Origin of the sequence: Treponema berlinense (genome assembly GCF_052273165.1) — a bacterium.
Lineage (GTDB): Bacteria > Spirochaetota > Spirochaetia > Treponematales > Treponemataceae > Treponema_D > Treponema_D berlinense_A.
In genome coordinates, this window is the sequence record NZ_DAVZIU010000021.1 from 18783 (window position 1) to 30837 (window position 12055).

The 12055-nt window shown below is 39.5% G+C and carries 12 protein-coding genes; 5 read left to right on the forward strand and 7 right to left on the reverse strand.

Annotation, left to right across the window (positions count from 1 at the left end; genetic code table 11):
* Positions 1-18 precede the first annotated feature (18 nt).
* Genes ACT6XC_RS07560 through ACT6XC_RS07570 form a run of 3 tightly spaced genes read left to right on the forward strand, consistent with a single transcriptional unit; the run spans position 19 to position 2189 of the window.
* Positions 19-768, forward strand: coding sequence for a FecR family protein (locus ACT6XC_RS07560; protein WP_443738192.1), 750 nt, complete (start codon positions 19-21; stop codon positions 766-768).
* Positions 769-1602, forward strand: a complete 834-nt coding sequence (locus ACT6XC_RS07565; RefSeq protein ID WP_443741365.1) for a hypothetical protein — start codon at positions 769-771, stop codon at positions 1600-1602.
* The gene (locus tag ACT6XC_RS07570; protein ID WP_443741366.1) at positions 1602-2189 is read left to right on the forward strand and encodes a metallophosphoesterase family protein; all 588 of its coding nucleotides are present in this window, start codon (positions 1602-1604) and stop codon (positions 2187-2189) included. Before ACT6XC_RS07565 ends, ACT6XC_RS07570 begins: the two co-directional genes overlap by 1 nt.
* Positions 2190-2216: 27 nt before the next feature.
* On the opposite strand, the gene ACT6XC_RS07575 is transcribed toward ACT6XC_RS07570, so the two are convergent.
* The 5 genes from ACT6XC_RS07575 to pth form a co-directional block, all read right to left on the reverse strand.
* On the reverse strand, positions 2217-2912 hold the full coding sequence (locus ACT6XC_RS07575; RefSeq protein WP_443741367.1) for an MBL fold metallo-hydrolase: 696 nt from the start codon (positions 2910-2912) through the stop codon (positions 2217-2219).
* 88 nt (positions 2913-3000) lie between these two features.
* On the reverse strand, positions 3001-3825 hold the full coding sequence (locus ACT6XC_RS07580; RefSeq protein WP_443738188.1) for a DbpA RNA binding domain-containing protein: 825 nt from the start codon (positions 3823-3825) through the stop codon (positions 3001-3003).
* A 40-nt stretch (positions 3826-3865) separates the two neighbouring features.
* Positions 3866-4765 (reverse strand): GNAT family N-acetyltransferase, encoded by a 900-nt coding sequence (locus ACT6XC_RS07585; RefSeq protein ID WP_443738187.1) that lies wholly within the window; start codon positions 4763-4765, stop codon positions 3866-3868.
* A 44-nt stretch (positions 4766-4809) separates the two neighbouring features.
* The gene (locus ACT6XC_RS07590) at positions 4810-5409 is read right to left on the reverse strand and encodes an ATP-dependent Clp protease proteolytic subunit (RefSeq protein WP_443741368.1); all 600 of its coding nucleotides are present in this window, start codon (positions 5407-5409) and stop codon (positions 4810-4812) included.
* A gap of 143 nt (positions 5410-5552) precedes the next feature.
* Positions 5553-6209, reverse strand: coding sequence for an aminoacyl-tRNA hydrolase (pth, locus tag ACT6XC_RS07595; RefSeq protein WP_443741369.1), 657 nt, complete (start codon positions 6207-6209; stop codon positions 5553-5555).
* A 399-nt stretch (positions 6210-6608) separates the two neighbouring features.
* Here pth and nrdD point away from each other — a divergent pair, with 399 nt between their 5' ends.
* Both nrdD and nrdG read left to right on the forward strand, forming a co-directional pair.
* Positions 6609-8774 carry an anaerobic ribonucleoside-triphosphate reductase gene (nrdD, locus tag ACT6XC_RS07600; RefSeq protein WP_443738184.1) on the forward strand — a complete coding sequence of 722 codons (2166 nt, stop codon included), beginning with the start codon at positions 6609-6611 and terminating at the stop codon, positions 8772-8774.
* A 2-nt stretch (positions 8775-8776) separates the two neighbouring features.
* Complete coding sequence (nrdG, locus tag ACT6XC_RS07605; protein ID WP_078930778.1) at positions 8777-9289, forward strand: anaerobic ribonucleoside-triphosphate reductase activating protein; 513 nt, start codon at positions 8777-8779, stop codon at positions 9287-9289.
* 44 nt (positions 9290-9333) lie between these two features.
* On the opposite strand, the gene trpA is transcribed toward nrdG, so the two are convergent.
* Entirely contained in the window at positions 9334-10095 is a 762-nt protein-coding gene (gene trpA, locus ACT6XC_RS07610; RefSeq protein WP_443741370.1) for a tryptophan synthase subunit alpha, read from the reverse strand.
* A 153-nt stretch (positions 10096-10248) separates the two neighbouring features.
* Positions 10249-11508 carry a tryptophan synthase subunit beta gene (trpB, locus tag ACT6XC_RS07615; RefSeq protein ID WP_443738182.1) on the reverse strand — a complete coding sequence of 420 codons (1260 nt, stop codon included), beginning with the start codon at positions 11506-11508 and terminating at the stop codon, positions 10249-10251.
* Positions 11509-12055: the final 547 nt, after the last annotated feature.

Below are 12055 nucleotides of genomic sequence, written 5' to 3' on the forward strand. Positions count from 1 at the left end.
AATTATGGAGGAAGCAACATGAAAAAAGCAGTAAAAACGGTTGCATTTATTTGTTTAACACTTTTTGGTTCTATTTGTGCTTTTTCTGCCCCATTTGAAGCAACAGTCGTTTCTGCAAAAGGAAAAACAGAAGTTCAGCGCGCAGGAGTGTGGACTGCGCTTACGACAGGAAATTCAGTAAGTCGTGGCGATATTATTCAGACAGGTTTTAAGTCGGAACTTATTCTCAAAATAAAAAATTCGACAGTAACAGTTTCGCCAATGAGCCGAATAACAGTTGAGCAACTCGCCGAAAAAAAAGACAAGGACGAAACAAAACTTTTCTTAGATACTGGCTCTGTAAGGTCAAACATAAAAAAAACAGAAGACCGAAGAGTTGGTTTTACAGTTCGCTCACCAGTTGCAACCGCTTCTGTCCGAGGTACTGAATTCAGCGTAAAAAACATTTACGGCGGAACAGAAATTATCGGATACGAAGGCGAAACTTCAACCTGGAAATCTTCTCTGCAACAGCAGCCAGAAATTGTAACTACAGACGATGACATTGAAATTGACGAAAGCGATTCTGAATCATTTTTCAGCCAGTCAGGAGAAGTTATTGTAAGAAAATACACAAAATCTTCTTATACAGAAAATTCTTCTACTTCCCCAAAAGAAAATCTGAAAAAAAATTCGGAAAACATCGGCGAATTAGAAAGTTCCGGTCCAACCAATCAAAATTCACAAAAACGCTCAAATCTTCTTATAAATATTACGATAAAAGAATAAATGAAACAGATAAAATTTAAAAAAATCTCAAAGAACGCACTTTTTATAAGCGCGTTCTTTGTTGTTTGTGCAGTAGATTTTACAGGTTGCGCAAAAGAACAAAAAACACAGCCAGCGGTTACAGAAGAAATTCAAACCGAAGAACAGAAAATTGCCGTCAAACTAAACAGTTTGGACGAACAGACAAAAGAATATCTTTCCGACAAAACAATTGCCGTAGTTTTGGGACATAGTTACAACGATTTGCAAACTGTCGAAAAAATAAGGCGGCTTTTGAACATAAATTACGGCGTCAAAACTGACGAAATGGAAGCTTTAATAACAATCTTGGTTTATCCGGAAGATTTTTTAGTTGCGGGAAAACCAAGAATCAGTTCAATTTATTCAAAACTTGAATACAAAAATCTTGCAGGAATAATAACATTTGGCGCACCAGAAGGACTTTGCAACGCACTTGCAAGGCTCGAAGATCTTTCGATAAAACGGCAGGAAGAAGGCAAAACCGAAAAAGTTTTAAAACGTTCATATCCTGTTTTTTCGTTTTTTCAACAGGACGACACTCTCGGTTCCGAATCGACGGCAGATTTTGTCCTCGACTATACTCCAAAGCAAAATTCGCTCGAAATGGAGCAAAGCGCAAGCATTCCAGACTTTGACACAAGTTCAATGCTCTTAAATGCAATCGACGAAATGATAAAACTTCGCACTCCGCTTGAAATCAATAAAAATTTAATTCAAGTTGTGCAAAAAATTGTCGGGAAACAAAAACATGTTTCAAATTACACAGATTATGAATCTGGATTAAAATCCGCAAATCATTTTATTTTTAACTGATGCACCTGATTCAAGAAAAAACTAAAAATCTCGCAAACAAAGAATCTGCAAAAATTCTGGTTATTTCGGACAGCCATGGTCAAACCAGAAATTTGCGCTCTGTTCTGGAAGCTCAAAAAAATACCTGCGATGCCCTCGTTTTTACAGGCGACGGAATGTTGGATTTAATCACAATCATGGAAGAAGATTTTAATTCTCCTCCAGAACACAAAATTTTGCCACAAAATGTAATTTTTGTCCGCGGAAACGGAGATTCGCCTTATTACAATTTTTTTACAGACAAACCGCAAATTTTACAGATTCCGGAAGATGCAAGTTTTACGGTTGCACACAAAAAATTTTTTGTAACTCATGGACATTTTTTTGGAGTTTATTATTCAACTCAGGAATTGCTCGATTATCTTGAAAAAAACAGATTTGACGCAGGTCTTTTCGGCCATACGCACGTGCCATTTGCCAAATTTTCAAACGATATTCTGCTTTTAAATCCCGGAAGCGTTTCCTTGCCGAGAAATAATTCGCAAAAAAGTTATGCGGTTTTGACAGTCACAAAAGAAAACATAAAATATGAATTTTTTGAGCTTTGATTTTGCAATTTTTCTGCAAAACAAAGCTTAGAAGAAAAACTCGCCCATTTTAAAGCCACAATAATCGTGTCCAGGATAAACCAAAGTCTTTCCGTCTACGTCCTGCTTTAACTGTTTGAGGCTCTGCATCATCAAAACTTCGCTTCCGCCAAGGTCTGTCCGTCCATAACTTCCGTAAAAAACAGTATCGCCACTCAAAAGCAATTTTTCGGCTTCGTTGTAAAGACAGACGCTTCCCATCGTGTGTCCTGGTGTATGAAGAATTTTCCAATTTTTAAGAGAATTTTTTACTTTTTCAGAAAGTCCGCCGGAAAAATGTTCCATACAGTCAAAAAGTGTTTTTTTATCTTCCAAAAAACAGTCGGCAGAAGGAAGAGCATTCACCGCGCTCAAAAAATCAGAAAAGCCGATTGCATCAAGTTCTTCTTTTTGATTTTTAGAAGAGTTTTTGCCTATCATTTGAGAATCAGCATTGTGAATTAAAATAGGAATATCCGGATAGAATTCTTTAAAAATCGGAAGTCCGGCAACATGGTCAAAATGACCGTGAGTTAAAACAAGTGACACCGGCTCTTTTTTGTTTTCTTTTAAATAATCAGAAATTACGGTTTTATCTCCGCAATATTCGCAACAGGCAGGATCTACGATAAAAACCTTATTTTCGCAAAGTTCCACAACCAGAGAATTTACACTGAGCGGACCAGTTCTAAAAATTTTTACCATAACAAACCTCTGCAAAAAATCAAATTCGCAAAAAAAAAGCATTGAGTTTAAAAAATCAAAATTTTCAAAACTCAATGCCATTTAAAATTTACAGATCAGCAGAAGAACTTGAACGAGGCTTGCGAAGAGCCATGATTTCTTCGTCTGTCATTTCAATTGGTGCTTTTTCCATTTCTTTTGCAAAAGCAGCCTGCTGAGCAACTGTATCCGAATTTGAAGCGGTAAAACTGTCAACAATCGGGGCAGACTTGTTTTCTACATTTGGAACTCTTTCGTTGTTAATGTATTCTTCTGCAGGTTCGCTTCCTTTTTCAGAAAATTCAGCAACATCTTTCTTTTCAGAATAGCTGACTGAAAGTTTGCGACCGCGCCAGTCAAAATCGTTGAGCGCAGAAATTGCCTTGTCTGCATCTTCCTTGAAAAGTTCAACAAAAGAATAATTTGCAAGAACTTTGATATTTCCAATGCGTTCGCGTTCAATTCCAGCTTCGTTGATAAAAAGACCGAGAAGATCGCGTGCAAATACGTGACGATTACGTCCAATGCTTACAAAAACTGTTGCAGCATTTTCCGGGGCAATTTCTACACGAGGACTGCGTTCTTTTGGTTCGTTTTCAGTATTTTCCTGACGTTCTTTTCTTTCTTCGTAGCGGTTGCGACGATTTTCTTCACGACGTTCACGGAAATTTTCGCGTGTTGCTCTGTTCGGATTAAAGCGATAAATTGCACCTTTTGAAGCCTGCAAAAGGAAAGCGGCAACATAAGAGCGTCTTGTAAGAGGAACATTTTTCTTAAAAACTTTTTTAAGTTCTTCATAATATTCCGGATTTGATTCTACTTTAGAAACTGCGTTTTTCAAAAAAGCAGCTACCTGATCCATGCTGAGTTCAGTTTCACGTCTGTTAAAAGCCATTTTGATACTCCTAAAAAAAATGCCTTAAATTAAATAGGCTTTAGTTCAATTCAGCCACAAAAGCAAAATCTTTTTCTTTAAAACCTAAATCGGTCAATGTTGATTTCAGCATTTTTGGCACAAATGAATTATTAATTATAAAAAATTGAATTCCGTCTTCGGTTAAAGTGGAAATGCTTCTTGATAAAAGTTCTCTGGCAATTCCAAGCCCACGGTAATTCTGATTTACAAAAAGGGCGTTTAAAAATGCAACCTTTTTACTGGACAAACCCGAATATAAAATACAACCGGCAAACTCGTCCGACAAAGTACGGCAAACAAAACCTCCAGTACAATTTTTAGCCAGAGCGTTGATTGAGTCAAACTGCTCTTTTAGTTGTAAAGAAATAGCTGAACCAAGTTCACCTGAAAATTGAATTTTTAATTCTTCAAAAAAAGCACCTGCCAAAAAAGCAACATTTCCGCTGTCCATATCCGCAGAAAATGTCCGGAAAGCAAAGTCTTCAAGAACCAGATCGTCATATTCGTAAAAGTCTTGATCTAAAGTTTCCAGCCCCCACGACTCCCGCAGTGCGTTGTACCATTCACAAACCGTTTTTTTCATTTCTTTGTTCTTAAAAGAATGAAATCTTTTGTCTGCTTCAGGATACTTTTTTAATGTATTTTTAAAATTTCTGAAAACCCCCCGTCCTTCAAGTAAAATCTGTTTAAGTTCGCCACAAGCTTTTATGCCTTTGTACTTTGCAATAAAATCTTCCAGCAAACTGTAGCCGTCGGCACTAGTCCATAACGGCAACGAATAAATATTTTCCTCATCAACCGATTCTGGCTCACACTGAACAATCCTTGAATTTTTCGCATCCAAACCAAAATTTTGCTGCTGATTTTCCATGGCGAACAAAATGTCTGCGCACAAAGAATCAGTTAATTCAAAAAACATCAATTACCCTTTTTTATTTTGATTGCCTTAATATAACACAAATTTTATGCTTCGGGCAACTCTTTGCGGCTCGAAACGATAGCTCCGACAATGCCGTAATCTGCCGCTTCCTGAGCAGTAAGCCAATGATCGCGTTCTGTATCTTTTTTTACAGTTTCAAAATCTTTTCCAGTTGCTTCTGCAATCAATTTTGTAAGATTTTCGCGCGATTTTGAAATTTCCTGAGCAGTAATCTCAATATCAGTTGCAACACCACGGCTTCCGCCCATCAAAGGCTGATGAATCAAAAAGTGGCTGTTCGGCAAACTAAAGCGTCTTTCTTTTGGAACAGACAAAAACAAGGTTACACCCATGCTCGCAATAAGTCCCATTCCAATCGTATAAACAGGAGCATTTATAAAGCGAATCATATCGTAAAGTCCAAAACCGTCGTCGATTGAGCCTCCTGGAGAATCAATGTAAAGATAAATCGGTTTATCAGAATCTGCTTCAAGAACAAGAAGCTGCTTTACAATTTTTTCAACCAGCTCTTCGTTCACTTCGCCGCTAACAACAATCTGGCGAGTTTTTAAAAGTTTCTCAGCAAAAGCGTCTGTAGAACCTTTTTTTTCTTTTTTTTCGTCTTCGTCAATAAATTTAGCCATACTTAAAATATATAAAAATTCCCGCTTATTGTCTAATGAAAAATCAGAAAAGACAGGAGGGGAACGCCTTCCCCTGCGCTGCAACCACGGCTTCGCCGCGTTTTCCGCTACCCCTTCTCCTGGGGGAAATCCCCCAAGCCCCCTTAAATCAGTTTTCGTTTGCTCCAGCCCTGCAAAATACGCTGCTGGTTTTCGTCCGTGGAAAGCAAAAATTTTGCAAACATTTCGTTTGTCTGTGCAAATTCCTGGGCAAGAATTATCTGCTCGTCTGCCGTAAAACTGGAAAGCACGTAGTCGGCAATATCGCGGTTTTGCGGTTTTGTAAGTCCAAAACGCAACCTCCAGAAATCGGCCGTTCCAAAAGCAGACTTCATTGAACGAAGACCGTTATGCCCTCCAAGACCGCCACTCCATTTTAAGCTGACAGTTCCCAAAGGAAGTTCAAGCTCGTCGTGAACAACTAAAATTTCTTCCGGAAGAATTTTATAAAAACGGGCAAGTTCTCCAACGCTTTCTCCGCTCAAATTCATATAAGTAAGCGGTTTTAAAAAGTAGATTTTATCTGGAGAGCTTTCCGGCACAATCGGATCAGAACCGTCTTTTTTAGAATACATTCCTGTTTCTGCAAACCAATGTGCGAGCACAGAAGTTTCTACAACGGCATAGTCGCCTTTAAATTTATTCTGAAAGTTCAATCTGTTATAAAAAGGAAGCTGCGAAGCAAACTGCCAGGCAACATTGTGCCGAGTTTTTTCGTACTCGCTGCCATAATTTCCCAAAAAAGCCACAAGTTTAATCATTAAAAACCTCAGTTCTTGTATTTTTATAGAAACAAATTATATCAATTCGCACAAACTGTGTAAAAGGAGAGTTTTTTGTATTTTCAGATTTGCGGCAGGGATCGGAAGGGACGCGAAGCGTGTGTTTTTGCCTGCAAAAATACCGGAGGCAAAAGCCGTAGCCCTGGAGAGCCCGTTTTTTGCGCAGCAAAAAGCCGCCCAATTAATTTTTTTTATGCAAATTTAGCGGTTTACGATTGAAGTTTTTTCGTGTCCGATATATATTATTTAAGCGCTCCAAAAACACTAAATATAGCGTTTTTTGGGGCTTTTTCATCACTTTTGACACTATCACTTTTTTTTATTTGTCAAGTGCTTTTCTAAAAATTCTTAAAATATTTTTCGGAGGAAAACTATAAAATGAAGATTATCAAAAGAAATGGCGTGGAAGTTGTTTTTGACATAAAAAAAATTATAACGGCAATTTCGAAAGCAAATGCCGAAGTTCCGCTCAGCGACCAGCTTTCTGACAATCAAATTAAATCTATCGCAGAAAATATCGAAAATGCCTGCGCTTCTGAAAATCACGAAATGAACGTTGAAGCAATTCAGGACATGGTCGAAAAAGAAATTATGAAGGCTGGTGCTTTTGATATTGCAAAAAAATATATTACTTATCGTTACCAGCACGAACTTATGCGCAAGGCAAACACGACCGACAAACAGATTCTTTCGCTGCTTGAATGTCAGAACGAAGAAGTTAAGCAGGAAAATTCAAATAAAAATTCGACTGTTGTTTCGGTTCAGCGCGACTACATGGCTGGAGAAGTTTCTAAAGATATTACAAAACGATTTTTGCTCGACGAAGACATTGTGAAGGCTCACAACGAAGGCATAATTCACTTTCACGATGCTGACTATTTTGCTCAGCACATGCACAACTGCGACCTTGTAAACCTGGAAGACATGCTCCAGAACGGAACTGTTATTTCTGGCACAAGAATAGACAAACCTCATTCTTTTTCTACAGCTTGCAACATTGCAACTCAGATTATTGCTCAGGTTGCTTCGAGCCAATACGGCGGTCAGTCGATTTCGCTCGCACATCTCGCTCCATTTGTCGATGTAAGCCGCAAAAAAATTATCCGCGAAATGAACTTAATCGCCGAAAAAACAGGACTGCATTACAACCCGGAACAATTTAAGGAAATTGTAGAAATGCGCCTTAAGGACGAAATTACTCGTGGCGTTCAGATGATTCAGTATCAGGTTGTAACTCTGATGACAACTAACGGTCAGAGTCCTTTTGTTACGGTCTTTATGTATTTGAATGAGGTTAAAGACGAACAGACCAAGTCTGACCTTGCGCTCATTATTGAAGAAGTTTTAAAACAGCGTTTTCAGGGCGTTAAAAACGAGGCCGGTTTCTGGGTTACTCCAGCATTTCCTAAACTGATTTATGTTCTTGAATCTGACAATATTTCTGAAGACGGAAAATATTTTTATTTGACAGAACTAGCCGCAAAATGCACAGCACGTCGCCTTGTACCAGATTATATTTCCGAAAAAAAGATGATGGAACTCAAAGACGGAAACTGTTATCCTTGCATGGGATGCCGTTCGTTCCTTACAGTTTATCATGATCCTCAAACAAACATGCCAAAATTCTACGGTCGTTTTAATCAGGGTGTCGTAACAATCAACCTTGTCGACGTAGCATGCTCGTCTGGCGGAAATATGGACGCTTTCTGGAAGATTTTTGACGAACGCCTTCAGTTGTGTTTCCGTGCGCTTATGGCTCGTCATAACAGACTTTTGAATACTCCGAGCGATGTTGCCCCGATTTTGTGGCAAAATGGTGCTCTTGCGCGTCTTGAAAAAGGAGAAGTAATCAACAAGCTTTTGTACGGCGGATATTCAACAATTTCTCTCGGATACGCAGGTCTTTGCGAATGTACAAAATACATGACGGGAAAACCTCATACAGATCCAGAAGCAACTCCTTTTGCCTTAAAAATAATGCGCTATATGAACACAAAATGTGCCGAATGGCGTGACCAGACAAACATTGCATTCTCACTCTACGGAACTCCGCTCGAGTCTACAACTTACAAATTTGCAAAATGCTTAAAACGTCGCTTTGGAGAAATCGAAGGCGTGACAGACAAAAACTACATTACAAATTCTTATCACGTACATGTAACCGAACAAGTTGATGCATTCGCAAAACTCACATTTGAAAGCCAATTCCAGGAGCTTTCTCCGGGTGGCGCTGTAAGTTATGTCGAAGTTCCAAATATGGAAAACAATATTCCTGCTGTAATCGCTTTGCTCAAGCACATTTATGAAAACATAATGTACGCAGAACTGAATACAAAATCCGACTGTTGCCAAAAATGCGGTTACACTGGCGAAATTCGTGTTGTTGCAGATGCTGACGGAAAGTTGGTCTGGCAATGTCCAAACTGCGGAAACACAGATCAGACAAAAATGAATGTTGCACGCAGAACCTGTGGCTACATTGGAACACAATACTGGAATCAGGGACGCACTCAAGAAATTAAAGAGCGCGTTTTGCATCTGTAAAAATGTACTACGGCGAAATAAAAAAAATCGACATTGCAAATGGGCTTGGAGTTCGAGTAAGCCTGTTTGTAAGCGGTTGCAGAAATAAATGTCCTGGTTGTTTTAATCAGATGACGTGGAATTTTAACTACGGACAAGAATTTACTCAAAAAACGGAAGAAGAAATTCTCGAAGCGCTAAAACCAGAATATATTCAGGGACTTACCGTTCTTGGAGGGGAACCTTTTGAAGAAGAAAATCAGCGCGTTCTTGCGCCATTTTTGGAAAAAGTCCGTGCCGCATTCCCAAAAAAAACAATTTGGTGTTATAGCGGCTACATTTACGACATAGATTTAAAACCTTCCGATGGACGCAAACACTGCGAAGTAACAGACCGCATGCTTGACTGTATAGACGTTCTTGTAGACGGACCATTTAAGCAGGAATTAAAAGATATAACTCTAAATTACCGCGGAAGCAGCAACCAGCGTATTTTGTGGCTAAAAGAAAACAAACCGGTAAATTCAATCGACTAATCAAAACGATTTGCAAATAATAACTTACCTAATTTAATGTAAACTTACAGACCTTTTATTTCCTTTGCTTTTGCGCAAATTGTGTTCTGAAGAATTTTTTTGTCGCCGTCTGCAGAATCTATAAGGCGGACAAAAACTGAACCTGCTACGACTCCTTCGACATAAGGCGCAATTGCCTGTGCCTGCTCTTTTCCGTGAATTCCAAATCCCCCATAAATTTCTGGAACAATGCCGTTTTTATTCTGATGCTTTAATTTTTTTAAGAATTCAACTGTATGAGAGTCGACTTTTGTGTCCATTCCAGTAATTCCTGCACGCAAAGCCGCATAAATCGTCTTAAACCCGAAACCGAGCATTTTTTGAAGACGTTCGTCCGTCATGCTTGGGGCCGCAACAGGAATATTTTCCATTCCGTATTTTTTGCATGCAGCAGTAAGACCTTCGTCGCAGTCAAACGGCAAGTCTGGAATAATCATTGCATTTACGCCAACCTCGCTTGCTCTCTGGCAAAATTTATCAACGCCAGGAGTAAAAATCAGAGAAGCGTAAGACATTATTGCAATTTTTACATTTGGAAAATTTTTGCGTAATTTTGCGATAAAATCCAAACCACTTTGTGTTGTTGCGCCGTTTGCAAGAACAGTTGAACAGGCGTTTTGAATTACAGGACCGTCTGCACTTGGATCAGAAAACGGCAGCTGAATTTCCAGAAAGTCGGCTCCGCCTTTTACGAGAGCTTCGGCGGCAGCAAAAGAAATTTCAGGATTTGGATAATTTGCAACTAAGTGCGACATCAATTTTATCATAATTTTTTCCTTATTTTTGTGGTTGAATCTGCAAAACCTGCGTTAGGGATTGTAGGGGCGGCGTAGCCGTTGGCGATTGCCTGCAATCGCCAATGCCAACCCCGAAAAGCCCGACTGACAGCTTCTAAAAGAGGCTGTCAGAACGCCCAAATTCTAATATTTTTCGTGAACATCTTTATTTTCTTCAAGACGCTTTAATTCGCTTTTTAGAAAGGCTTTCCATTCTTCTGGACGAAAAACAGGACTTGTAATAAAAACATCCTTGTCGCCTCGTCCCGACATATTTATGATTATCGCCTTGTCTTTTGGAACTTTAGGTGCAAGTTTCATTGCGTAAGCTGCCGCATGTGAACTTTCGAGAGCCATAAGAATTCCTTCATTTTTTGCAAAAAAATTAACGGCTTCGAGAGCTTCGTTGTCGCGAATTGCGTCGAAGGTAATTCGACCAGTTTTTCCGAGCATTGCAAGCTGAGGACTGATTCCAAGGTAGTCAAGTCCTGCAGAAATTGAACTTGTTTTTTGAGCCTGACCGTCATCATCTACCAAAAAACGGCTTTTAAAACCTTGCATAATTCCGTCGCGTGCCAGATTTCCGACCATGCGACTTGCGTTGTGTCCGATTTCCGGTCCAGTTCCGCCACCTTCCGCACCGTAAAGTTTGATTTTTTCGTCCTTAAAGAATGGAGCAAAAAATCCAGAAGCATTAGAACCGCCGCCAACACAGGCAACAAGAGAATCAATCTGTATATTGCGCTCTGCACACTGTTTTTTTACTTCTTCGCCGATTATCGACTGAAAAGTGCGAACCATGTCCGGGAAAGGAGCTGGTCCCAAGGCAGAACCAAGACAGTAATGCGTGGTTTCAAAATTAGTAGCCCAGTCGCGCATAGCTTCGTTTACAGCGTCCTTTAGAGTGCGAGAACCAGTTTTTACGGCAACAACTTTTGCACCGTAAAGCTCCATTGCCGCCACATTTGGCTGCTGACGGCGAACGTCAACTTCTCCCTGATAAATTACGCACTGCATTCCAAGTTTTGCACAGGCTGCGGCTGTTGCAACTCCATGCTGTCCTGCGCCAGTTTCTGCAATAATCCGCTTTTTTCCCATTTTTTTTGCAAGCAAAACCTGACCAATCGCATTGTTAATTTTGTGAGCGCCAGTATTTGCCAAGCCTTCGAGTTTTATGAAAATTTTTCCGCCACCAAGAAGTTCAGTAGCGCGTTCAGCAAACATAAGCGGAGTTTCGCGGCCAATGTAATCGCGACGCAAAATATTCAGTTCTTCCAAAAAATCCTTATCGTGAATATAAAAATTAAAAGCCGAATCAAGCTCGTCAATCGCCGAATGTAAAATTTCAGGAATATATTTTCCACCGTAATCACCAAAAAAACCGTCAATAGATTCTTCGTACATATATATTTCTCCAGTTATTGTTTCTGTTTATAGAAACATCATAAAGAAATACCTATCTTTTGTCAATTCCCAATAAAAAAGTATCAAAACAGAAAATAAAAAGCAGGAGCACACCACACGAAAAGCAGGCAAAAAGCGCACGGACACACAGTTTCCCGCCACACCGTCCCTGCGCAGTTCCGCTGTCCGCTCCATTAAAAAAGCGGCCATCAAGTAAAAAAAAAGCCATAATCCGCCGTCCTCAAATTACAACCGCAAAAAAAACAGCACACAAAAAGCCCGCTTTTTCAACGCTGCGCGCTGCTCCGGCACGGGCTAAGTCCCCGGTCGATTTTGCCAGATACGGAACAAAACGGGAAAACTACGCAAACGGCAGAAAACAACAAAAACGTCAAAAACACACGGAAATGTCAAAACCTTGCAGCAAACAAAAATCAATGATATGAAAAAAAATGTACAAACGGCAGAAACACGCAAAAATAAAGCACCGGACCACACAAAGTGCGCTGACTGGAAAGAATGAAAAAAAATAATTTAAAAAGAAAAA